General features: G+C 73.1%; 18 protein-coding genes and 2 pseudogenes. 15 read left to right on the top strand and 5 right to left on the bottom strand.

The window, feature by feature from the left end; genetic code table 11:
• Window positions 1-156: 156 nt before the first annotated feature.
• Window positions 157-1569 carry an MFS transporter gene (locus ACZ470_RS25620; protein ID WP_468430808.1) on the bottom strand — a complete coding sequence of 471 codons (1413 nt, stop codon included), beginning with the start codon at window positions 1567-1569 and terminating at the stop codon, window positions 157-159.
• Between the two features lie 208 nt (window positions 1570-1777).
• Between ACZ470_RS25620 and ACZ470_RS25615 the strand changes: the two genes are divergently transcribed.
• The 5 genes from ACZ470_RS25615 (at window position 1778) to ACZ470_RS25595 (ending at window position 6645) form a co-directional block, all read left to right on the top strand.
• Window positions 1778-3520: an MFS transporter gene (locus ACZ470_RS25615; RefSeq protein ID WP_468430806.1), complete on the top strand. Its 1743-nt coding sequence runs from the start codon at window positions 1778-1780 to the stop codon at window positions 3518-3520.
• A gap of 101 nt (window positions 3521-3621) precedes the next feature.
• Entirely contained in the window at window positions 3622-4272 is a 651-nt protein-coding gene (locus tag ACZ470_RS25610) for a class I SAM-dependent methyltransferase (protein WP_468430805.1), read from the top strand.
• Between the two features lie 26 nt (window positions 4273-4298).
• A complete protein-coding gene (locus ACZ470_RS25605; RefSeq protein WP_468430804.1) occupies window positions 4299-5255 on the top strand; it encodes an N-acetylmuramoyl-L-alanine amidase in 957 nt (318 codons plus the stop codon).
• 158 nt (window positions 5256-5413) lie between these two features.
• Complete coding sequence (locus tag ACZ470_RS25600; RefSeq protein ID WP_468430803.1) at window positions 5414-6241, top strand: hypothetical protein; 828 nt, start codon at window positions 5414-5416, stop codon at window positions 6239-6241.
• A 110-nt stretch (window positions 6242-6351) separates the two neighbouring features.
• Complete coding sequence (locus ACZ470_RS25595) at window positions 6352-6645, top strand: hypothetical protein (RefSeq protein ID WP_468430801.1); 294 nt, start codon at window positions 6352-6354, stop codon at window positions 6643-6645.
• An 18-nt stretch (window positions 6646-6663) separates the two neighbouring features.
• Here ACZ470_RS25595 and ACZ470_RS25590 read toward each other — a convergent pair whose 3' ends face one another.
• The 3 genes from ACZ470_RS25590 to ACZ470_RS25580 are packed head-to-tail and all read right to left on the bottom strand — an operon-like array spanning window position 6664 to window position 10222.
• Window positions 6664-7740, bottom strand: coding sequence for a prenyltransferase/squalene oxidase repeat-containing protein (locus tag ACZ470_RS25590; protein WP_468430799.1), 1077 nt, complete (start codon window positions 7738-7740; stop codon window positions 6664-6666).
• Window positions 7737-8483: a class I SAM-dependent methyltransferase gene (locus tag ACZ470_RS25585; RefSeq protein ID WP_468430797.1), complete on the bottom strand. Its 747-nt coding sequence runs from the start codon at window positions 8481-8483 to the stop codon at window positions 7737-7739. The genes ACZ470_RS25590 and ACZ470_RS25585 overlap by 4 nt, the downstream gene beginning before the upstream one ends.
• Window positions 8477-10222: a glycosyltransferase family 4 protein gene (locus ACZ470_RS25580; RefSeq protein WP_468430796.1), complete on the bottom strand. Its 1746-nt coding sequence runs from the start codon at window positions 10220-10222 to the stop codon at window positions 8477-8479. Before ACZ470_RS25580 ends, ACZ470_RS25585 begins: the two co-directional genes overlap by 7 nt.
• Window positions 10223-10428: 206 nt before the next feature.
• Here ACZ470_RS25580 and ACZ470_RS25575 point away from each other — a divergent pair, with 206 nt between their 5' ends.
• The 9 genes and pseudogenes from ACZ470_RS25575 (at window position 10429) to ACZ470_RS25535 (ending at window position 19846) form a co-directional block, all read left to right on the top strand.
• On the top strand, window positions 10429-11061 hold the full coding sequence (locus tag ACZ470_RS25575) for a TetR family transcriptional regulator (protein WP_468430794.1): 633 nt from the start codon (window positions 10429-10431) through the stop codon (window positions 11059-11061).
• A gap of 3 nt (window positions 11062-11064) precedes the next feature.
• Window positions 11065-11436: pseudogene (locus ACZ470_RS25570) on the top strand (cellulose binding domain-containing protein); the annotation flags it as partial.
• A gap of 346 nt (window positions 11437-11782) precedes the next feature.
• Complete coding sequence (locus ACZ470_RS25565) at window positions 11783-12997, top strand: prenyltransferase/squalene oxidase repeat-containing protein (protein WP_468430793.1); 1215 nt, start codon at window positions 11783-11785, stop codon at window positions 12995-12997.
• Window positions 12994-13629 (top strand): SCO2322 family protein, encoded by a 636-nt coding sequence (locus tag ACZ470_RS25560; RefSeq protein WP_468430791.1) that lies wholly within the window; start codon window positions 12994-12996, stop codon window positions 13627-13629. Before ACZ470_RS25565 ends, ACZ470_RS25560 begins: the two co-directional genes overlap by 4 nt.
• Window positions 13630-13756: 127 nt before the next feature.
• A pseudogene (locus ACZ470_RS25555) lies at window positions 13757-14848 on the top strand (energy-coupling factor transporter transmembrane component T); the annotation flags it as partial.
• Window positions 14845-16515, top strand: coding sequence for an ABC transporter ATP-binding protein (locus ACZ470_RS25550; RefSeq protein ID WP_468430789.1), 1671 nt, complete (start codon window positions 14845-14847; stop codon window positions 16513-16515). The pseudogene ACZ470_RS25555 and the gene ACZ470_RS25550, both read left to right, overlap by 4 nt.
• Window positions 16512-17348 (top strand): ECF transporter S component, encoded by an 837-nt coding sequence (locus ACZ470_RS25545; protein WP_468430787.1) that lies wholly within the window; start codon window positions 16512-16514, stop codon window positions 17346-17348. Before ACZ470_RS25550 ends, ACZ470_RS25545 begins: the two co-directional genes overlap by 4 nt.
• Before the next feature lie 317 nt (window positions 17349-17665).
• Window positions 17666-18085: a lytic transglycosylase domain-containing protein gene (locus ACZ470_RS25540; RefSeq protein WP_468430785.1), complete on the top strand. Its 420-nt coding sequence runs from the start codon at window positions 17666-17668 to the stop codon at window positions 18083-18085.
• Window positions 18086-18205: 120 nt separating this feature from the next.
• Window positions 18206-19846: a hypothetical protein gene (locus tag ACZ470_RS25535; protein ID WP_468430783.1), complete on the top strand. Its 1641-nt coding sequence runs from the start codon at window positions 18206-18208 to the stop codon at window positions 19844-19846.
• Here the strand turns inward: ACZ470_RS25535 and ACZ470_RS25530 are convergent.
• Complete coding sequence (locus ACZ470_RS25530) at window positions 19800-21851, bottom strand: bifunctional glycosyltransferase 87/phosphatase PAP2 family protein (protein WP_468430782.1); 2052 nt, start codon at window positions 21849-21851, stop codon at window positions 19800-19802. The two genes, ACZ470_RS25535 and ACZ470_RS25530, sit on opposite strands and share 47 nt — an antisense overlap.
• A gap of 391 nt (window positions 21852-22242) precedes the next feature.
• Here ACZ470_RS25530 and proP point away from each other — a divergent pair, with 391 nt between their 5' ends.
• The gene (gene proP / locus ACZ470_RS25525) at window positions 22243-23649 is read left to right on the top strand and encodes a glycine betaine/L-proline transporter ProP (RefSeq protein WP_468430780.1); all 1407 of its coding nucleotides are present in this window, start codon (window positions 22243-22245) and stop codon (window positions 23647-23649) included.
• The last annotated feature ends 57 nt before the right edge of the window (window positions 23650-23706 follow it).

Raw genomic sequence — 23706 nt, 5'->3', positions numbered from 1 at the left:
GTGCCGGGGTTGGGGCTGGGCGGGGGGTGTTTCGCAGCCCGGCGATTGCGGGGTGCCTCCCCCACTCTCGGCTTCGCTCGAGCGGGAGGTACCCCCATCGCCCTGGGGGTACCTCCCAGGCCCTTTGGGCACTGGTGGAGGCACGACTGCCCGCAGCTACGGGGCTCGGGGGAGCCATAGCCACATCAGGGCCGCTCCTGCGGCCAGTACCGCCGCTCCCACCATGAATACCAGGGCGTAGCCCTCCGTCAGGGCCTCAGGGGTTCGGGCGCCGCCCGTGTGGGCCGCCGCGATGGTGGACATGATCGCCAGGCCCAGGGAGCCGCCCATCGTGCGGGAGGTGTTGATCAGGCCCGAGACCAGCCCCGCCTCCTCCGGTGCCGCGCCGGATGTGGCCAGCGCGGCGAGCGGGGTTCCGGCGAGGCCCGCGCCCAGCATCATCAGGATGCCGGGGAACATGATCGCGGTGAGATACGCCCCGTCCGCGGTCATCGTCGACTGCCAGCCGAAGCCCACCAGCGCGACCACCGTGCCGAGCACGGCCACCGCGCGCGGTCCCGCCGTACGCATCAGCCGGGGCGCGAACTTGGAGCCGAGGATCACGGCGAGCGAGCTGGGCACCAGCGCCAGTCCCGCCTCCAGCGGGGTGTAGCCGAGCACGTTCTGCGCGTACATGGTCATGAAGAACCACATGCAGAACATCGCGGAACCGCTCAGGAACATCGCCACGTTCGCCGACGCCACCGACCGCAGCCGCAGCAGCCCCAGCGGCATGAGCGGGGCCTTGGCGCGGGCCTCGACGAGGAGGAACAGGGCGACGAGGGCGAGCCCGGCGCACAGCGGCACCAGGGTGGCCGCCGCGGTCCAGCCCTCGGCCTCGGTCTGGGAGATGCCGTACGCCAGGGTGGCGAGGCCGGCCGTGACCAGCACCGCGCCCGGCAGGTCGAGCCGTCGCCCGTCCCCGGCGCGGCTCTCCGCCAGCCACCAGGCGGCACCGGCCAGCACGACCGCTCCGATCGGTACGTTGATCAGCAGCACCCACCGCCACGACAGCACGTCGACCAGCACCCCGCCGACGAATCCGCCGGCCGCGCCGCCGCCCGCCCCGACGGCCGTCCAGGTCGCGATCGCCCGGGCGCGGGCCGCGCCCTCCGGGACCGCCGAGGTGACGATGGTGAGGGTGGAGGGCGCCAGGACGGCGGCCCCGAGGCCCTGCACGGCCCGCGCCAGCAGCAACTGCCAGCCGTCCTGGGCCAGTCCGCCGGCCAGCGAGGCCAGCGTGAACAGGGCGAGGCCGACGAGGAACATGCGCTTGCGCCCGTAGAGGTCTCCGGCGCGCCCGCCGAGCAGCATGAAGCCGGCGAAGGCGATGGAGTACGCGTTCACCACCCACTGGAGGCCCTGCTCGTCGAGCTCCAGCCCGCCGCGCATGGACGGCAGCGCGACGTTCACCACCGAGATGTCGAGCACGACGAGGAACTGCCCGGCGCAGGCGAGCGACACCACCAGCCACGTCGGAGGTGTGCCACGAGCGGATCTGCGGGTGGTGGTGCCGGTGGCTTCGAGCATGCCCGCCATGCTCTCAACCGCCCCGCGCCCCACGCATCGGCATTTCGTCCTACGCCCCGAGACGCCGATATGCCGATGCGCCGATACGCCGATGCCAAAGGAACGGTCAAAAATTCGTTAGTGTCACGAAGCATCGGAATAGTTGCCTCGGTGTACGGGGTTCACGTTGCACCTATCCACGCACACAGCCGGCCCGGAGGCATCCTTCATGGCGCAGACAACGACCGACCGTCCTTCCGGCAGACCCGGCGGGGCCGGCGGGGCCGTGGTCCCGGTGCTCGCCTTCGCGGGCATCGTTGTCGCGGTGATGCAGACCCTCCTGGTGCCGGTCATCAAGGATCTGCCGGAACTGCTGGACACCGCCCCGGCCGACGCGACCTGGGTACTGACCTCGACCCTGCTGTCCGGCGCCGTGTCCACCCCGATCATGGGCCGCCTCGGTGACCTCTACGGCAAGCGGCGCATGCTGGTCACCAGCCTCGCGGTGATGGTGGTCGGCGCGCTGATCAGCGCGTTCACCAGTGACCTGCTGCTGATGATCGCCGGCCGCACACTCCAGGGCTTCGCGATGGGCGCCATCCCGCTCGGCATCGGCCTGATGCGCGACATGCTGCCGCCGGAGCGACTGGGCTCGGCGATGGCCCTGATGAGCTCCTCCATCGGCGTCGGCGGCGGTCTCGCGCTGCCCGCCGCCGCGCTGGTCGCCCAGAACGCCGACTGGCACGCCCTCTACTTCGGCGCCGCCGGCCTCGGCGTCCTCGCCATCGCGCTCACCCTGATCGTCGTACCGGAGTCCCCGGCGCGGGCCCCGGGCACGTTCGACCTGCCGGGCGCGCTGGGCCTGTCCGCCGGGCTGGTGCTGTTCCTGCTCCCCGTCTCCAAGGGCGGCGACTGGGGCTGGACCTCCGGCACCACGCTGGGCCTGTTCGGTGCCGCAGTCGTCGTCCTCCTCCTCTGGGGCCTGATGGAACTGCGCCTGTCCGCGCCCCTGGTGGACCTGCGTACCACCGCCCGCCGCGAGGTGCTGCTCACCAACCTCGCGTCGATCATGGTCGGTGTCTCCTTCTTCGTCGCCTCCCTGGTCCTTCCCCAGCTGCTCCAACTGCCCGCCGGCCACGGGCTCGGCCAGTCGATGGTCGTCGCGGGGCTGTGCGTGGCCCCGCTGGGCCTGACGATGATGTTCACGGCGCCCGTCTACGCCCGGCTGTCCGCCCGGTACGGCCCGAAGACCACCCTCGTCCTCGGCCTGCTGATCATCGGGGCCGGCTACGGCGGCGGCCTCGGCCTGATGGACGCCGCCTGGCAGACCGTCGTCACCTCGGTGGTCCTCGGCGCGGGCGTCGGCCTCGCCTACTCCTCCCTGCCCGCGCTGATCATCGGCGCGGTGCCGACCTCGGAGACCGGCGCGGCGAACGGCCTCAACACACTCATGCGTTCCATCGGTACGTCGGTGTCGAGCGCCGTCATCGGCCTGGTGCTGGCGAACACGGCGGACACCGTGGGCGGCGCGGAGATCCCGACCCTGCACGGCTTCCGGATCTCCTTCCTGATCGCGACGGCCGCGGTCGCCGTGGGCCTGATCCTGGCCCTGTTCCTGCCCGGCGGACGCCCGTCGGCGCACCCGCGACTGCGGGCGAGCAGCGAGGAGGACGCGAACCTGGAGCGCGCGGCAGCCGTCCTGCGCGGTTTCCGGGGCCGGGTCCTGGACGCGACCGGTGTGCCCGTCGCGCGGGCGCGGGTCACCCTGATCGACCGCCACGGCCGGCAGGCCGGCGCCACCGTCTCCGCCGCCGACGGGACCTACGCCCTCGCCGTCCCCGCGCAGGGTCCGTACGTCCTGGCCGCCCGCGCCACCGGACACGCCCCGCTCGCCTCCCGGGCGACCCACGGGGGCGGCGAGCGTCCGGTCGACCTGGACCTCTCCCTGCCGGGCGGGACGGTCTCCGTCTGACCTCCTTGTTACCCCTCGGTACCCCCTGTCGGCCGGCCCGTCGGGGGGTACGGCAGCATGGGCCCGTGCACACACGTACGACCTCGGGAGAGGCAAGCCCCATGTCCATGGCACCCGGGCCCGACATCCTGGCCGCGTTCGAGGCGGCGAAGGGCTTCATGCCCTTGGACGAGGGCCTGGCCCTGTACGCGGCGGCGGCCGAGGCCGGCCGGCTGGGGCTGCCGCTCCTGGAGGTCGGCACCTACTGCGGCCGCTCCACGATCCTGCTCGCCGACGCGGCCCGCGGGGCCGGTGTCACCGCCCTCACCGTGGACCACCACCGCGGCAGCGAGGAGCAGCAGCCCGGCTGGGACTACCACGACCCGGAGACGGTCGACCCCGAGCTGGGTCTGATGGACACCCTCCCCACCTTCCGCCGCACCCTGCACAGGGCCGGTCTGGAGGACCACGTGGTGGCCCTGGTCGGCCGCTCGCCGCAGATCGCGGCGCTCTGGGCCGCCCCGCTCTCCCTCGTCTTCATCGACGGCGGCCACACCGACGAACACGCCACCGCCGACTACGAGGGCTGGGCCCCGCACCTCGCCGAGGGCGGCCTCCTCGTCATCCACGACGTCTTCCCCGACCCGGTGGACGAGTTCACCGGCCAGGCCCCCTACCGCGTCCACCTCCGCGCTCTCGCGTCCGGCGCGTTCACCGAGGTCTCGGCGACCGGCTCCCTGCGCGTGCTGCGGCGCGAGGGCGCGGGCATCTGAGCCCCGACACCCCCTAGGGTGGCTGCGTGTCGTACACAGGTCCCGGTTTCGATCCGCCCCAGCCCCGACGGCCCCGGCGCGGGCCCCTGACGGTGGCGCTCGCCGCGCTCGTGCCGGGCGCGTTGCTCGGGTGGGCGGTCTACGCCGCCGTTGGCGGGTCGGGGGGCGACGAAGGCAGCGCCTCCGCTTCCTCCGCGTCGGCCTCATCGCGTACGTCGTCGCCGTCCGCCGAAAGCGCCTCGCCGTCCGACGGCGCCGACGGCAAGAAGCCCGGCGCCTCCGCCACGGCGAAGACCCCCGCCGCGTCCGGACCGCTGAAGGGCAAGGTCGTCGTCATCGACCCGGGGCACAACCCGGGCAACTTCGAGCACACCGCCGAGATCAACCGCCAGGTGGACATCGGGACGAACCGCAAGGAGTGCGACACCACTGGCACGTCCACCAACGACGGTTACGCCGAGGCGAAGTTCACCCTCGACGTCGCGCAGCGGATGCGCACGCTGCTGGAGAGGCAGGGTGCCACCGTGAAGCTGACCCAGGACGGGGACCGGCCGTTCGGGCCGTGCGTGGACGAGCGGGCGCGGATCGGCAACAAGGCGAAGGCCGACGCCGTCGTCTCCATCCACGCGGACGGTTCGGGCACCGGCAACCGCGGCTTCCATGTGATCCTCCCCGGTGCCGTCGATTCCGGGGCCGCCGACACCCGCGCCATCGTCGAGCCGTCCAGCGACCTCGGCGAGCGCATCGCGGGCAACTTCGTCCGCGTCACCGGCAGCGCGCCCTCCAACTACGTCGGCGGAGGTACCGGTCTCGTCACACGTAAGGACCTGGGCGGTCTCAATCTGTCAACGGTTCCCAAGGTGTTCATCGAGTGCGGCAACATGCGCGATAGCAAGGACGCGGCACTGCTGACCAGCGGTGCCTGGCGGCAGAAAGCGGCGCAAGGGATTTCCGACGGAATCGTGAGTTTCCTGCGCGGGTAGGGATCAGCGCGCTGATCCGGGCGGACAGCCGGATCGTACGGACGGTAGTGTCTTCCGGACGATGAGGGGCCACCCCCGCGCTTCACACCGGGGCCTTCGGGCGACATGGTGACAGCGACGCCTCTTCCGACGACGAGACGACCTACGAAGGACCTGAAGTGAATATCCGCTCCCTCACTCGAGGCGACGGCGTGGTGATCGGAGCAGCGGTGTTGCTGTTCATCGCGTCGTTCCTCGACCTCTACTCCGTCGACGGCGCACCCGACAGCCTCGACCTTCCCAGCCTGTGGGCCAGCGGGCCGGTTCTGCTCGGAGTGGTGCTGGCGGGCATCATCGGCGCCGCGCTCGTCGTCGTCGCCCGTGGTCTGCCGCAGGCGCCGAAGGTCGCGGGGCTCGACCTCGGCCAGTTCGGTGTCGCCTTCACGGTGTTCGCGGCGTGGAGCGCGCTCGGCAACATCTTCGACGTGGCCGGCGGTGCCGACAACTTCGAGGGCAGCGGTGACGGCCCCGACGCCGGGACCGGTCTGATCCTGGCCCTCGTCGCCACGCTCGTCATGGCCGCCGCAGCGGTCGCCACCCCCCTGGTGCCGGCCCTCAAGGGTGCCCTTCTCCCGGCCGCCCGTCCCGCCGCCCCGCAGCCCTACGGCGCCCAGCCGCCCGGTGGTTACGGCTACCCGGGTGCGCAGCAGCAGGCCTCGTTCGGCGGTCAGCCGCAGCCGGGGCAGCCGTTCCCGGGTGGCGGTCAGCCGCAGCCCGCTCAGCCGCAGCCGGCCCAGCCCGCCGCCGGTGACTTCTCGCCGTTCTGGTTCGCGGTGCCGGTGCCCCGGCCGCTGTTCCCGGAGGACGGCTCGCCCACGCCGATCGCCGAACTGGCCCCCGGTACCTGGTACCTGGCCGTCGAGCAGCGTGGTCCGGCGCTCGTCGCCCAGACCCAGGACGGCCGTCGCGGCGTCCTCCAGGACACGTCGGGCATCCAGCGCGGCTGATCCACCGGCCCTTCTTCGTCACGGCCCCTCGCCCTTCCGGGCGGGGGGCCGTTGTCGTCGCCGCCGAGCCCGGCGGGTTTCAACCACGGTTCCGGGGCCAGACGGGATGTATGTCCCCTCGATATCGCACTGGCACCAACTCCGCGGGAACGGTCGTCGCGGTGATCGCGGACATCATGGCCGTCATCCTCGGACTGTGGATTCTGATGTACCTGCTGGACGCCAACCGGGCCAACGACCTGGTCCGGTTCGTCCACGACGCGGCCGACTGGCTGGCAGCCTGGTCACGCGACCTGTTCACCTTCGACGAGGAGTGGGCCCGGGTCGTCGCCGGCTACGGACTCGCCGCGGTCGTCTACCTGTTCATCGGCCACGCCATCGCCGGCCGTCTGCGCCGGCACTGAGCCGGGTACCCGGCCGGCTCAGGCGAGGGCGCAGCAGTCCGGGTCCAGGCCCCTGGGCAGGTGGTCGCCGCCGAAGACCGCGCAGGTGGCCTCGTGGCCGCCGAGCGCGGCGACCGCCAGCAGCAGGGAGCCGGCGGTCCACGTGGTCAGCTCGCGCGGCCAGATCGCGTCGTCGTCGAAGACGTAGCCCGTCCAGTAGAGGCCGGTCTCCGGGTCGCGCAGGTGCTGGATCGACTGGAGCACGTCCAGCGCGCGGTCGGACTCGCCCATCGCCCAGAGCGCCAGGGCGAGTTCGGCCGACTCTCCGCCGGTCACCCACGGGTTGGGCACCACGCACCGCACCCCGAGTCCGGGCACGACGAAGCGGTCCCAGCCCTCCTCGATGCGGGCCTTGGCCTCGGCGCCGGTGAGCGCGCCGCCGAGCACCGGGTAGTACCAGTCCATCGAGTAGCGGTCCTTGTCCAGGAACCGCTCCGGGTGGTGCCGGATCGCGTGCCGCAGCGCGCCCGCCGCCAGCTCCCAGTCGGGCTGCGGCTCCTCGCGCTGCTCGGCGACGGCGAGCGCGCAGCGCAGCGCGTGGTGGATCGAGGACGAGCCGGTGAGCAGCGCGTCCGCGGTGGGCGTGCCGTCGTCGTCGCGCCGCCAGCCGATCTGCCCACCCGGCTGCTGGAGCCGCAGTACGAACTCCACCGCCGAGTGCACCACCGGCCACATCCGGTCCAGGAACGTGTCGTCGCCCGTGGACAGGTGGTGGTGCCACACCCCGACCGCGACGTAGGCGACGAAGTTGGTCTCCCGGCCCCGGTCGGTGACGCGGCGCGGGTCGCCGTCGGCGTACGCCGCGTACCAGGAGCCGTCCGCCAACTGGTGCCGCGCCAGCCACAGATAGGCGCGTTCGGCGGCCTCGTGCTCGCCCGCCGTGTCCAGTGCCATGGCGGCCTCGACGTGGTCCCACGGATCGAGGTGGTGCCCCCGGAACCACGGGATCGCCCCGTCCTCCCGCTGCGCGGCCAGAATGCCGGCGACGGTCGCGGCGGCCTGACCGGCCGTGAGCACCCCGGGCAGGACCAGGTGTTCGGTCCGAGGGGTCGTCACGTGGCGTCCGCCTCGGCCTCGGCGCGCGGCAGGTGCGGCTTGGTCGCGTACGCCACGAAGCTCTTGCCGATCAGCGGGTTCAGCGCCTGCTCGGCGACCCGGGTGGCCAGCGGCTTCTTCATGATGTCCCAGACCAGCAGCTTGTGGTACGCCCGCACCGGCAGCGCCTTGTCGTTGTCCACCCCGAACGCGCACTTCAGCCACCAGTACGGCGAGTGCAGCGCGTGCGCGTGATGGGTGCCGTAGGGGCGCAGTCCGGCCTCGCGGATCTTCGCCAGCAGTTCGTCCGCCTTGTAGATGCGGATGTGGCCGCCCTCGACCTCGTGGTAGGCGTCGGAGAGGGTCCAGCAGACCTTCTCGGGCCCGTAGCGCGGCACGGTGATCGCGATGCGGCCGCCCGGCTTGAGCACCCGCACCATCTCGGCGAGTACGCCCTTGTCGTCGGGGATGTGCTCCATCACCTCGGAGATGATGACGACGTCGAAGGACTCGTCGGGGAAGGGCAGGGCGAGGGCGTCGCCCTCCATGGCGGTTGCGGTGGCCCCGGCGGGCGCCTCCCCGGCCTCCTTCATCGCCGCGAACCACTTGGCGACCTCGCGGATCTCCTCGCCGTTCTGGTCCAGCGCCACGACCCGCGCGCCGCGCCGGTAGCACTCGAAGGCGTGCCGCCCGGCCCCGCAGCCGAGGTCCAGGACGCGGTCGCCCGGGGCGAGCGGGAACCGGGAGAAGTCGACGGTCAGCACGTGGCCCTGCTTTCGCGGTCGGAGGTGTCGGCTGCGTGCACGGACACGGCTGCCGTGCCCGTGGGGGTGTCGGATACGGCGTCCCCGGCGCCCGGCGCAACGGCACGCCCGAGGGGCGCGCCCCCGGAACCCTCACCGGCGGAAGCCCCGGAGCGGTCGGGCGACGCGGACACCGAGCGTTCGGCCGACGGGGACGCGGAGCCGTCGACGTCCGGGAACACGGACCGGCGCGAGGACGCGGACCCGGAGCCGTCCAGGGGCGCGGACGCCGAGCCCTCGACGGGCAGGGGCCCTGAGCGGTCGGCGGCGGACGCCGAGTCGTCGGCAGCCGGGAACGCCGACCGGCCCGCGGGCGCCGGGCCCACGACGGCCGGAGGCTCGGAGCGGCGCGCGGGCGCCGGGCCCTGGGTGGGACGTGGGGCGGGGTCGGTGTCGCGGGCGGCGGTGGCCATCGCCTCGCGGTAGCGGGCCACCGTGCCCTCCGCCGCGCGGGCCCAGGTGAAGTGCCGCAGGACCCGCTCCCGTCCGGCCGCCCCGAGCCGCGACCGCAGCTCCGGGTCCGCCAGCAGCCGGGTCAGCGCGGCGGCCAGCGCTCCCGCGTCCCCGGGCGGTACGGCGAGACACGTCTCCCCGTCCCGGCCGGCGACCTCCGGGATCGCACCGCCGGTCGTGGCGACCAGCGGGGTGCCCGTGGCCATGGCCTCGGCGGCCGGCAGGGAGAAGCCCTCGTACAGCGACGGCACGCACGCGACCTGCGCGGACCGCACGAGGTCGACCAGTTCGGCGTCCGAGATGCCCTTGACGAACTCGACGGCGCCCTCGAGGCCGTACCGCTCCATCGCCTGCGCGACGGGCCCCTCCGTGGGCCGCTTGCCGACCACGACGAGGTGCGCCCCGGGCTGCTCGGCCCGCACCTTCGCCAGCGCCTCGACGAGGAAGACCAGCCCCTTCAGCGGTACGTCCGCGCTGGACGTGGTCACGATCCGGCCCGGTACGACCGCCACCGAAGGGTCCGGTGCGAACAGGTCGGTGTCGGCGCCGATGTGGACGACGTGCACCCGGTCCCGCCGTACGCCGAGATCGTCGACGATCTCCTGGCGCGAGCTCCCGGAGACGGTGAGCACGGACGGCAGCCGGCGCGCCACCCGCTTCTGCATGCGCGTGAACGCGTACCAGCGGCGCACCGAGTAGCGCCGCTGCCAGGTCTCCGCTGCGTCCAGCTCCAGCCGCCGGTCGACGGTGATGGGGTGGTGGATCGTGGTCACCAGGGGGGCGCCGAGGTCGCCGAGCAGTCCGTAGCCGAGGGTCTGGTTGTCGTGGACGACGTCGAACTCGCCGCGCCGGGCGCGCAGATGACGGCGGGCGCGCAGGGAGAACGTCAGCGGCTCGGGAAAGCCGCCGGTCCACATCGTGCCGACCTCGAGCGCGTCGATCCAGTCCCGGTACTCGTCGCGCTTCGGTGTGCGGAAGGGGTCCGGCTGGCGGTAGAGGTCGAGGCTGGGCAGTTCCGTGAGGGTCGGTCCGTCGGGGACCTCGTCGAGGACCGGATAGGGCTGGGCGCCGATGACCTCGACGCGGTGCCCGAGGCGGGCGAGCTCGCGGGAGAGGTGGCGTACGTAGACGCCCTGCCCGCCGCAGAACGGGTTTCCCTTATAGGTGAGGAGTGCGATGCGGAGCGGTCGCAAGCCGTCGGATGCGGGACCCTGGGAGGGCCCGGCCTGACTGGCCTCAGCGGTCACTCTGGGCCCCCTTCTCCCTGCACTGTCCCGGGACATTACGTCGGGACGCCAATCTAGAACAAGTTTCAGAGTTGATCGTTCGGAGGGTCCGAATCTACCGGCAGGTAGGGGTACTGGCAGCAGTGGATCAGGTGATTCACGCCACGGCGGACGGCATGCCATGCTGTCTGATCATCCACCCTCACCGACTGTCACGGACGGGACCGATGCCCACGGAAGCCGGCACCACGCGCACCACCGGCCCGGCCTCACCGCTCACCGAGCGTCAGGAGGCGCGCCGGCGCCGCATCCTGGACGCCTGCGCACAGCTGGCCTGCCGGGGCGGCTTCGACGCGGTGCAGATGCGCGAGGTCGCGGAGTCCTCACAGGTGGCGCTCGGCACGCTGTACCGCTACTTCCCCTCCAAGATCCATCTTCTGGTCGCCACCATGCAGGACCAGCTGGAGCATCTGCACGGCACGCTGCGGAAGAAGCCGCCGGCCGGGGAGACCGCGGGCGAGCGGGTCGCGGAGACCCTGATGCGGGCCTTCCGCGCGCTCCAGCGGCAGCCGCATCTGGCGGACGCGATGGTGCGCGCCCTGACCTTCGCGGACCGCAGCGTGAGCCCGGAGGTCGACCAGGTCTCCCGGCGGACCACCATGATCATCCTGGACGCCATGGAGCTCACCGATCCGACGCCCGAGCAGCTCTCGGCGGTCCGGGTCATCGAGCACACCTGGCACTCGACCCTGATCACCTGGCTCTCGGGCCGCGCCTCCATCGCCCAGGTCAAGATCGACATCGAGACGGTGTGCCGACTGATGGATCTGACGGCCCCGCAGGACATCGACTCCCGCTGACGAAACGCCGTACTGAGCGCCCTCGGCGGCACCCCCGGCGACGGCGACCCGGGCGGCCCGGGCACCCCCGGCGCCGGCTGCACCGCCACCTACACCACGGCGGAGCAGTGGAGCGGCGGCTACAACGGCAAGGTGACGATCACGGCCGGCAGCTCGCCGATCTCCGGCTGGAGCGTGAACGTCACCCTGACCTCCCCGCAGAAGGTCGTCTCCGTGTGGAACGGCTCACCCACCTGGGACAGCGGCGGCAACGTCATGACGGTGCGGTCCAGTTGGAACGGCTCGCTCGCGGCCGGAGCCTCGACCAGCTTCGGCTTCACCGTGAACGGCGGCTCCACACCTCCGCCGCAGGTCGGCGCCTGCACGGCTTCCTGACCCGGCCCACCCGCACCCGCACTCCCCATTCCGGGGGTGCGGGTGCGGTACGCGTCGCACGGTTGACGTGACCCCGCTCACCGAAGCCACCCCTGGCCCCTCCCCTACGGGCGGGTAGAGTATCGGCGTCGTCATCACCCGTACGGGGGGAAGCCGGTGCAATTCCGGCGCTGACCCGCAACCGTGAGCCGTCCCCGAGACGGTGAGCCGGACTGCCCCGCACGGTTCGTGACCGGCTCACGTGCCCGGCAGCCCGCCGGAGCACGGCACCGTCGAGGTATACGGAGCCGAGCCGCCGGGGTGTCCCGCGCTGCCCGGCCCTCCGCAGGGAGAGGCACCGCCGATCATGAACATCCGCCGCAGCGCCGCGGTCCTGGCCGCCGTCGCCGTGATCGGCGCCGCCACCCCGGCCGCCGCCGACTCGTCCCCGTCCCCGTCCCAGGCGCTCCCGTCCGCCCTGTACGGCGACGGCGACCCCCAGTACGACGGCGTATGGCGCCAGTCGCTCGCCCTTCTCGCCCAGCACACGGTGGGTGTCGAGCCGCCGAAGGCGGCCGTCGACTGGCTCACCGGGCAGCAGTGCGCCGACGGCTCCTTCGCCCCGTACCGCGCCGACACCGGCACGGCGTGCGACGCGAAGACGATGGTCGACACCAACCAGACGGCCGCCGCCGTCCAGGCCCTCGCCGCGCTCGGCGGCCACCACGACGTGACGAAGAAGGCCGTCGACTGGCTGAAGTCCGCGCAGAACAAGGACGGCGGCTGGGGCTACACGGCGGGCGGCGCCAGCGACACCAACTCCACCTCGGTCGTCATAGGCGCCCTCGCGGCCGCCGGCGAGAAGCCGGCCGACGTGAAGAAGGACGGCAAGTCCCCCTACGACGCCCTGCTGAAGCTGGCGCTGCCGTGCGAGGGCGAGGGCGCGGGCGCGTTCGCCTTCCAGCCGGACAAGAAGGGCAAGCTGCTCGCCAACGCGGACGCGACGGCGGCGGGCGTGGCCGGTTCGCTGGGCGCGGGCCTGGTCGTCGAGCCCGGCGGCAAGGGCGAGGCCGGGGAAGCCTCCTGCGAGAAGGCCGACACCCCCGAACAGGCAGCCGCCAACGGTGCCGCGTACCTCACGAACGCCCTCGCCGAGACCGGCCACCTCACCTCCGCCCTCGCCGGATCCGAGGACCAGCCGGACTACGGCAACACCGCCGACGCGGTCGTCGCGCTCGCCGCGCAGGGCTCCACCGAGCAGGCGGGCAAGTCCCTGGCCTGGCTGGAGAAGAACGCCGCCGACTGGGCGGCGCAGAACGGCCCCGCCGCCTACGCCCAGCTGATCTTCGCCGCCCACGCGGCGGGCGCGGACCCGCGCGCCTTCGGCGGCAGCGACCTGGTGAAGCAGCTCGGCGCGACGGGCCCGGCCGCCGCCGAGAAGTCCACGGAGACGAAGTCGGAGGAGAAGAAGGACGAGTCCGACTCCGGCTTCGGTGTCTGGTGGTTCGTCGGCGTCTGCCTGGTCGCCGGCGTCGGCATCGGCTTCCTGATCAGCGGCCGCACGAAGCGGCAGCAGCCGTGATCCGCCGGGCCACCGTACTGTTCCTCGCCGCGCTCCTGCCCCTGCTGGCGGGGGCGGGCCAGGCGCAGGCCGCCGGCTACCGCTACTGGTCCTTCTGGGAGCAGGACGGCACGGCCTGGACGTACGCCACCCAGGGCCCGTCCCTCGCCCGCCCCTCCGACGGCGACGTCCAGGGTTTCCGCTTCTCCGTCAGCGAGGACTCCGCCGACGCGGCGAAGCCCCGCGGCACCGCCGACTTCGACACCATCTGCGCGAAGACCCCGGCGGCGGACGGCAGGAAGCGCGTGGCCCTGGTCATCGACTTCGGCACCCCCGCCGACGCCCCGTCCGGCGAAACCCCGCCGGCGAACCGCACGGCCTGCGCCCAGGTCCCCGAGGACGCCACCACGGCCGAGGCCCTGGCCTCGATCGCCAAACCCCTCCGCTACGACACGAACGCCCTGCTCTGCGCGATATCGGGCTACCCGAAGAAGGGCTGCGGAGAACAGATCTCGGCAGAGAAGCCCGCCGCTCCCGCTGAGGAGAAGACCGAGTCGGACGACTCCGGCCCGTCCATCGGCCTGGTAGCGGGAATCGCCGTAGTGGCCCTCCTGGCAGCGGCCGCAATTTGGCAGGCACGCCGCCGTGCGTAACCCCCGCAGCTGCGGGCAGTCGTGCCTCCCCCAGAGCCCGAAAGGGCCTGGGAGGTGCCCCCAGGGCGGCACGGGTGGGCGCAGCTGCACCCGGCAAGCGCCGGTAAGCGCACCCACCCCCGCCCAGCGCCAACCCCAACTCCACCCCGGCGCCTGGTGGCTCTGGGCCCTAGCCCTCGGCACCGCCGCCACCCGCACCACCAACCCCCTCCTCCTCACCCTCCTCATCGCCACCTCCGCCTACGTCGTGGCCACCCGCCGCCCCCACACCCCCTGGTCCCGCTCCTACGGCGCCTTCGTCAAGCTCGCCGCCGCGGTCCTCCTCATCCGTCTCGCCTTCGCGGTGATCCTCGGCTCCCCCATCCCCGGCACGCACGTGATCGTGGACCTCCCCGAAATCCCCCTCCCCGACTGGGCGCAGGGCATCCGCCTCGGCGGCAGGGTCACCGCGGAGGCCCTCACCTTCGCCCTGTACGACGCCCTCCGCCTGGCCACCCTCCTCATCTGCGTGGGCGCGGCGAACGCCCTGGCCAACCCCTCCCGCCTCCTCAAGTCCCTCCCCGGCGCCCTGTACGAACTCGGCGTGGCGGTGGTCGTGGCCCTGACCTTCGCCCCCAACCTCATCGCCGACGTCCAGCGCCTCCGCGCCGCCCGCCGCCTGCGCGGCCGACCCGACAAGGGCGTACGCGGACTCCTGCACGTGGGACTCCCGGTCCTGGAGGGCGCGTTGGAGCGCTCCGTCGCCCTCGCCGCCGCGATGGACGCCCGCGGATACGGCCGTACGGCCCAGGTCCCGCCCGCCGTCCGCCGCACCACCGCCGCCCTCACCCTCGGCGGTCTGCTCGGCGTCTGCGCGGGAACGTACGGACTGCTCACCGCCGAGGGCGGCACGTACGGTCTCCCCGTCCTCCTCGTCGGCCTGGCCGCCGCCCTCGCGGGCCTGTGGCTCGGTGGTCGCCGCACCCTGCGCACCCGCTACCGCCCCGACCGCTGGGACACCCGGGCCTGGCTGGTCACCGCGTCCGGGGTCGCCGTGGCCGCGCTCCTGACCCTCGCCGCCTCCCGCGACCCCGCGGCCCTGCACCCCGGCGTGGTGCCGCTCGTCGCGCCCACCCTCCCTCTCTGGCCGGCGGCGGCCGTTCTCATCGGCCTGCTCCCCGCCTTCATCACCCCCGCCCCCGAGGCGGCCACGGACACCCGCAAGGAGCCGACGACGTGATCCGCTTCGAGAACGTGTCGGTGACGTACGACGGAACGGCGGAACCGGCCGTCCACGGCGTCGACTTCGAGGTCCCCGAGGGCGAACTGGTGCTCCTCGTCGGCCCGTCCGGCGTCGGCAAGTCGACCGTGCTGGGCGCGGTGAGCGGCCTGGTCCCGCACTTCACCGGCGGCACCCTGCACGGCAGGGTCACGGTCGCGGGCCGCGACACGCGCACCCACAAGCCGCGCGAACTCGCCGATGTCGTGGGGACGGTGGGCCAGGACCCCCTGTCCCACTTCGTGACGGACACGGTGGAGGACGAACTCGCCTACGGCATGGAGTCGTTGGGCCTGGCGCCGGACGTGATGCGCCGCAGGGTGGAGGAGACCCTGGACCTCCTGGGCCTCGCGGGTCTCCGCGACCGCCCCATCTCGACCCTCTCCGGCGGCCAGCAGCAGCGGGTCGCCATCGGCTCCGTCCTCACCCCCCATCCCCAGGTTCTGGTCCTGGACGAACCGACGTCCGCGCTCGACCCGGCGGCGGCCGAGGAGGTCCTGGCGGTCCTCCAACGCCTGGTGCACGACCTGGGCACCACGGTCCTCATGGCCGAGCACCGCCTGGAACGCGTCGTCCAGTACGCCGACCAGGTGGCGCTGCTGCCGGGCCGCGGCGAGCGCCCCTGGCTCGGCACCCCGGCGGAGGTCATGGCGGTCTCCCCCGTCCACCCCCCGGTGGTCGGCCTGGGCCGCCTGGCCGGCTGGTCCCCCCTCCCCCTGACGGTCCGCGACGCCCGCCGCAAGGCGGGTGCGCTGCGCGACCGCCTGGCCGACCACCAGCCCCGGCCGGCCGACCGCGCGCCCGCACCACCCGCCCCCACCCGACGCCTGTTCAAGCGCGCAAAGCCCAACGACGACACCTCCGCCCCCGCCCCCGCCCCCGTGGCCGAGGTCCGCTCCCTCGCCGTCCGCCGCGACCGCGTCCAGGCCCTGCGCGAGGTCGATCTGACGGTCACCCCCGGCGAGACGATCGCCCTCATGGGCCGCAACGGCGCGGGCAAGTCGACGCTGCTCAGCGCGCTGGTGGGCCTGGTCGCCCCGTCCTCGGGCTCGGTCCGCACCGGCGACGCGGTCCCCCACCGCACCCGCCCCCGCGATCTGGTCCGCCGGGTCGGTCTGGTCCCCCAGGAGCCCCGCGACCTGCTCTACGCGGACACGGTCGCGGCGGAGTGCGCGGCCGCCGACCGGGACGCGGAAGCACCCGCCGGCACCTGCCGCGCCCTCCTCACCGAGCTCCTCCCCTCGGTGGCCGACGACACCCACCCCCGCGATCTGTCCGAGGGCCAGCGCCTGACCCTGGCCCTCGCGGTGGTCCTCACCGCCCGCCCGCCCCTGCTCCTCCTCGACGAGCCGACGCGCGGCCTGGACTACGCGGCGAAGGCCCGCCTGGTGACGATCCTGCGCGGGCTGGCCGGGGAGGGCCACGCGATCGTCATGGCCACGCACGACGTGGAACTGGCGGCGGAGCTCGCCCACCGGGTGGTGCTGCTCGCCGAGGGCGAGGTGATCGCGGACGGCCCGTCGGCGGAGGTGGTCGTGGCGTCCCCGTCCTTCGCCCCGCAGGTGGCGAAGATCCTCGCCCCGCAGCACTGGCTCACGGTCTCCCAGGTCCGGGAGGCACTGCGATGACGGTCACGGAGCGGACGGACCGCCAGGCCCGGGCCATCCGCCTGGGCCCGCGCTCCTGGCTGGCTCTCGCCCTGGTCAGCGCGGTGGGCGCGGCCGGGTTCGGCTGGCCCTTCCTCGCCCCGCCCGACTCCGCCCTGAACGCCCACGCCCAGGACGCCCCCTGGCTCTTCGCGGGCCTCCTGGTGCTCCTGGTGGCGGTGGTCGCGGCGACGATCTCCGAGTCGGGCCTCGGGCCCAAGGCCGTGGCGATGCTCGGCGTCCTGGCGGCGACGGGCGCGGCGCTGCGCCCCATCGGCGCGGGCACGGCGGGCCTGGAACCCATGTTCTTCCTGATGGTCCTGAGCGGCCGGGTCCTCGGGCCGGGGTTCGGCTTCGTCCTCGGTTCGGTGACGATGTTCGCGTCCGCCCTGCTCACCGGCGGTGTCGGCCCCTGGCTGCCGTTCCAGATGCTGGCGATGGGCTGGTTCACCATGGGCGCGGGGTTCCTGCCGGGCGCCGACCGGCTGCGGGGCCGCGCGGAGCTCTGGCTGCTCGCGGTCTACGGCTTCCTGGCGGCCTTCGCCTACGGCACGGTGATGAACATGGCGGGCTGGCCCTTCATGGGCACCCTCGCGTCGAACATCTCCTTCGACCCGGACGCGTCGGTCCCCGCGAACCTGGCCCGCTTCCTGGCGTACTGCCTGGCCACGTCCCTCGGCTGGGACCTGGGCAGGGCCCTGGTCACCGTCGCCCTGACCCTCGTCCTCGGCACCCCGGTCCTCAAGGCCCTCCGCCGCGCCACACGCCGGGCGGCCTTCGAGGCGCCGGTCACCTTCACGGCTCACCCGGAGTAGGCGGCGCTCCACGCACCGCGCCCGAGAGGGTGAAGCACCCCACATGGCCCCGGTCACATACGAAGCGGGGCCGTAGTCGGGCCCGGCGACCGGGCGTTGCCCCCGTCCCCGACGGTCGACGCCGTGCACGTGCACGGCGCCCCGGCTGCGACCGGGCTTAGTAAAAGGGACCTTTGCGGGCAATCCCGGGATTTGTTTCCGTGGAGCGGTCGCCAGGCGCCGACGTGCCCCCACGGGCCGCGGCGCCGACGCATGTCCCGTCCGTACGCGACACGGGGCCCGCAGCGACCGCCCCGCTTCCGACCGAAAGGCCGCACGTGTCCGCCGCTTCCCTCCTCCGCTCCGTCGCCACGCCGAAGAAGGCCCTCGCCGGCGCCGCACTCGCCGCCGCCACCTGCGGCACCCTCATCGCCGCCGCACCCGCGCAGGCCGCGACCACGGGGACGGCCACCTCGGCCCAGGCGACCGCGAAGAAGATGATCGGCAACTCGGCGCAGTACCAGTGCTTCTCGAAGATCGTCCAGCACGAGAGCAACTGGAACCCCAGCGCCACCAACGCCTCCAGCGGCGCCTACGGCCTGGTGCAGGCCCTGCCCGCCTCCAAGATGGCCTCGGCCGGCTCCGACTGGAGGACCAACCCCGCCACGCAGATCGAGTGGGGCCTGGACTACATGAAGGACCGCTACGGCAGCCCCTGCGGCGCCTGGGACTTCTGGCAGTCCAACGGCTGGTACTGACAGCCCCCTGTACCGAAGGCGGCGGCCCTCCGATCCCCCGGGGCCGCCGCCTTCGCCATGCCCCCGCCGTAGGCGCGCCGCCGGTCAACGCCCCAACACCGTTTCCACGTCTACGAGATCGTGCCCCCTGCCGACCTCACCCTGACCCGGCGCGCGGACCCGGCCCTTGAGCGGAGTCACCCCCTCCGCGCCTTTTGCCGACGCCATCGCGTCCCTCTGCTCGCCACCCTCCCCGCCCTCCCCCTCTACGCGCTGTGGTGGGCGTTCCTCGCCACCGGCGGTGGTGATCTCGCCGCTCAGGACGCGTGGGCCGGCTTCGCCGCACGGCACGGGAGTTCGGCGTACAACCTCTTCTGGTACGGCGGGATGCACACCGCCAACTACAGCCTCGTCTCCCCCTACTTGATGGCGGCCCTGGGGGTGCGGACGCTCACCGTCGCCTCCGGGATCGCCGCCACCTGGATCGCGGCCGTGCTCATTCGGCGGGTCCAGCGGCGAAGACCCCTCGCGCCCGCGCTCCTCGCCTCGCTCGCCCTCTGGTGCAACGTCGCCTCCGGGCGGACGACCTTCGCCCTCGGGGTCGCCTTCGGGCTCGCCGCGTTCCTCTTCCTCGGCCGGGAGAAACGTCTCGTCCTCTCCGGTGCCTACGCCGCCCTCGCCACCATGGCGTCCCCGGTCGCCGGGTTGTTCCTCGCCGTCGTCGGCGGCGCGTACGCACTCGAACGGCAGCCCGGCCGCGCCCTCGCCCTGCTCCTCCCGCCCGGCCTCGTCGTCGGGGCGACCGGTCTGCTGTTCCCCTACCAAGGGGAGCAGCTCATGCCGGCCGCGCGCATCTGGCCGCCCGTGGTCCTCGGGGTGGCCGTCGCCGTGCTCTCCCCGCCCGCCTGGCGTGTGGCCCGGTGGAGCGGCGTCGTCTACGCGGCCGGGACCGTCCTCGTGTATCTCGTCCCCTCCCCGATCGGCACGAACGTCGAGCGGTTCGCCGAGTACGCCGCTCCCGTCGCCCTCCTCGCCGCGCTGCTCGCGCAGCCCCGGCTCCGCGCCCTGCGGCGCGGTCTGCTCGTCGCCGCCCTCGTCCTCTCCGTCGGCTGGCTCGGCAAGAAGACCGCCGACGATCTGCGGGTCTCCACGACCGTCCCGGCCTGGGCGGCGCAGACCCAGGGCGTGGTCGAGGCCCTCGAACGGCTCGGTGCGGACACGGCCCGCGTCGAGGTCGTGCCCGCCCGCAACCACCGCGAGGCCTCCGCGCTGGCACCTCACGTCCACCTCGCGCGCGGCTGGAACCGGCAGCTCGACATGGAGCGGGCGCGGCTGTTCTACGACGGGTCCTTCTCCGCCGCGTCCTACCGGGAGTGGCTGGACCGGTGGGCGGTCGGGTTCGTCGTCCTGCCGACGAACGGCCTGCCCGACGGGTTCGCCCGGGAGGAGGCCCGGCTGATCCGGGACAGCCGCACCCGCCCCGACTGGCTGCTCCCCGTCTGGCGCGACGCCCACTGGCAGGTGTTCCGCGTCCGGGACGCCGTGCCGCTGGTCTCCGCGCCCGGGACGGTCGTCCGCACCACCGGTGCCGAGCTGGTGCTCCGGGTGTCCCGTCCGGGTGCGGTGACCGTGCGGGTGGCGTACTCGCCGTGGCTGCGCAGCGACGCCGGCGGGTGTCTGAGCCGGAACGGCGAGTTCACCCGGCTCACCGTGTCCGCGCCGGGCGAGTACCGGATCAGCTCGGAGTACGGTCCTTCTCCGGCACCGACGGCTCGCTGCTGATCCCGGCGGCGGGCGTGACCGTACGGGCGCGCGGGCCCTGGAGCAGGTACGTCAGTCCGAAGCCGGCGCCGACGACGACCGCGCCGCCGGCCGCGTCCAGGATCCAGTGGTTGCCGGTGGCCACGATCGCGGCTGCCGTGAACAGGGGGTGCAGCAGGCCGAGCGCCTTCATCCACATCCTCGGCGCGATGATCGCGATCACCAGTCCGCACCACAGGGACCAGCCGAAGTGCAGCGACGGCATCGCCGCGTACTGGTTGGTGAGGGCGGTGAGGGTGCCGTAGTCCGGCTGGGAGAAGTCCTGGACGCCGTGGACCGTGTCGATGATGCCGAGGTCCGGCATCAGGCGGGGCGGGGCAAGCGGGTAGAGCCAGAAGCCGACCAGGGCGAGGAGGGTGGCGAAGCCGAGGGCCGAGCGGGCCCAGCGGTAGTCGACGGGGCGGCGCCAGTAGAGCAGGCCGAGGACGGTCAGCGGGACGACGAAGTGGAACGACGTGTAGTAGAAGTCGAAGAACTCCCGCAGCCAGCCGATCTTCACCACGGCGTGGTTGACCGCGTGCTCGATGTCCATGTGGAGCAGGCGTTCGAGGTCGAGGATCTGCTGTCCGTGCTCCTCGGCGCGGGCGCGGCCCGCCGAGTTGCTGCCGCCGGTCGCGGCGAGCCGGACCTTGGCGTACGCCGCGTAGGTGACGCGGATCAGCAGCAGTTCGAGCAGGAGGTTCGGGCGGAGCAGGACGCGCCGCAGGAAGGGCAGCAGCGGGACGAACGCGAAGCGGGCCGGGACCGGCTCGGCGTACTCGGTCGGGACCGGCGTGCGGAAGTGCGTCGAGGTGCGGGAGAGGAACGGGACGGCGGTGGCGGCGGCCAGGGCGGCGAGGAGGACGACGTTGTCGCGCACCGGGTGGAGGAACGCCATGTTCGGCAGCAGCATCTTGGTGGGCAGCGTCATCACCAGGACGACGGCGACGGGCCACACCAGGCGGTCGCGCGCCCGTCTGCCCACCCGGCCGACCATCGTGAGCAGCACCCACAGCAGCTGGTGCTGCCAGGCCGTCGGGGCGACCACTATGGCGGCGCAGCCGGTGACGGAGACCGCGAGCAGCAGCTGCCCGTCGTGGGCGTAGCGGACGGCGCGGCGCAGGGCGACGGCCACGACGGCGGCGCCGAGCAGCAGGAAGAGGCCGATCTCCAGGGGGCCTTCGAGGCCAAGGCGGAGCAGGGCGCCGTGCAGGGACTGGTTGGCGAGGTCGTCGGCGGGTCCGCCGAGGCCGACGCCGGCCATGTGGTGGACCCAGTAGGTGTAGGAGTCGTGCGGCATCGCGGCCCAGGCGAGGGCGGTGGCCGCGGCGAAGGTGACGCCGGAGGCGGTGGCGGCCCGGCGGCGGCCGGTGAACCACAGCAGCGGGGCGAAGAGGAGCAGGGTGGGCTGGAGTGCGGCGGCGACGCCGATCAGGACGCCGCTGACGCGCTGGCCGTGGGCGACGAAGCAGCCCAGCAGGACCAGCAGGACCGGGATGATGCTGGTCTGGCCGAGCCAGAGGGTGTTGCGCACCGGCAGGGACAGCATGAGCAGGCTGACGGCGACCGGGGCGGCGAGCAGCGCGGTGCGCCGGCCGATCGGCTGGGGCAGGGCGCGTACGGCGATCACGCCGAGGGCGACGACCAGCAGCAGGGTGCCGAAGGTCCAGCCCCAGCCGAGCGCCTGTTCCGCCGAACGGGTGAGGGGTTTGAGGACGAGCCCGCTGAAGGGTGTGCCGGTGTACTGGGTGGAGTCGTAGAGGGATCCGCTGACGTGGAGCACGCCCTCGGGGCCCACCCAGGTCTCCAGGTCGGTCAGCCGTTCCCCGCGCGGGGTGGTGAGGACGACGGCGACCTGTCGTACGGCGAGGACGGCGGCGACCAGCCAGAGTCCGAGGCGCATCATGCGCAGCCGCGCCTGGGTGCCGCCGACCGCGGTCGCCCCGAATCCCTCCGCCGGTCGCCCGTTGTGCTCCGCATTCGCCACGCCTCGTCGGCCTCCCGCCCCGTCCGTCCCACGCTGTGTGAGCGTGGAAGTGCCCTCTGCGAACCCTATGAGGCTCGCATCCCCCTGGACAGGGACGCACGCAACCCCCGCTTCACCTGACAGCCCCCCGGCTTTTGTCCGGATGACGATGGGCCGGACGGGTCGTGGTTGCCTCCGGTGGACGCGAGAAGGATCACAGTGGAGGGCGGGCCGGGGCGCTCGACGGCGGCGCTGCGTGCCTGCACATCCCCCATTCAGGTGCACTGTGCAGCTAAATCCGTACCGCCCGTAACGGGACCAAAGGCGCCTATCGTCGCCTACTTCGGCCCGCCCGACAGCGCCGCCGCGCGGACCCGCCCCTGTTCCCGTCGAAAGGTAGGCGAGCGAAGTCTTGACGACTGCCCAGGTCGCCGCTCACCCGTCCGCCCAGCAGGCCCCGCAGAAGTCCGGCGCCGCGCACACCCCCGCCCCGACCGTCACCGACCCCGCCCTCGTCCGGCGCGCCGTGAAGGCGGCCGCGCTCGGCAACGCGATGGAGTGGTTCGACTTCGGTGTCTACAGCTACATCGCGGTCACGCTGGGCAAGGTCTTCTTCCCCTCGGGCAATCCCACCGCCCAGCTGCTGTCCACGTTCGGCGCCTTCGCCGCGGCCTTCCTGGTCCGTCCGCTCGGCGGCATGGTCTTCGGCCCGCTCGGCGACCGCGTGGGGCGGCAGAAGGTCCTCGCCCTCACCATGATCATGATGGCGGCGGGCACCTTCGCCATCGGCCTGATCCCGTCGTACGCCGCGATCGGCGTCGGCGCCCCGATCCTGCTGCTGGCGGCCCGGCTGGTGCAGGGCTTCTCCACCGGCGGCGAGTACGCCGGCGCGTCCACCTTCATCGCCGAGTACGCCCCCGACAGGCGGCGCGGCTTCCTCGGCAGCTGGCTGGAGTTCGGCACGCTCGCCGGGTACATCGCCGGCGCGGGCCTGGTCACGCTGATGACGGCGCTGCTCTCCACCGACGACCTGCTGTCCTGGGGCTGGCGGATCCCGTTCCTGATCGCGGGCCCGATGGGCATCATCGGCCTCTATCTGCGGATGCGCCTGGAGGAGACCCCGGCGTTCGCCGCCGAGGTGGAGAAGGCCGAGAGCAGCCGCCCGAAGGTGGCGCTGCGGGAGATGGTGGCCGGCCAGTGGCGTGCGCTGCTGCTGTGCGTGGGCCTGGTGCTGGTCTTCAACGTCACCGACTACATGCTGCTGTCGTACATGCCGAGCTACCTCACCAGTGAGCTGGGCTACGACGAGACGCACGGCCTGGTCGTGGTCCTCGGCGTGATGGTGCTGATGATGATCGTCCAGCCGTTCGCCGGCCTGCTGACCGACCGGGTCGGCCGCCGTCCGGTGATCGCGGCCGGCTGTGCCGGTTTCCTGGTGCTGTCGGTGCCGGCGCTGCTGCTGATCCGCGACGGCGGCCTGCTCGCGGTCGCCGTCGGCATGGGCGCGCTCGGTCTGCTCCTGGTCTGCTTCACCGCGGCCATGCCCTCCGCGCTGCCCGCGCTGTTCCCCACGCGGGTGCGCTACGGCTCGCTGTCGATCGGCTTCAACGTCTCGGTGTCGCTGTTCGGCGGCACGACCCCGCTGGTGGTCACGGCCCTGATCGGCGCGACCGGCGACATGATGATGCCCGCCTACTACATGATGGCGGCGGCCGTGATCGGCGGTTTCGCGGTGTGGCGCATGGCCGAGTCGGCGGGCCGCCCGCTGCCGGGTTCCCCGCCGTCGCTGGAGGCCGGGACACACCGGGAGAACGCCTGACGGGCGGCGGACGCACGGCGTATCTTCGGTGACGGCATTAGTTAGACAGGCTAACCA

The organism is Streptomyces sp. NPDC031111, from assembly GCF_055570675.1.
The sequence above is the reverse complement of the archived record's forward strand: the minus strand, read 5'-3'. Positions and strand labels throughout refer to the sequence as shown.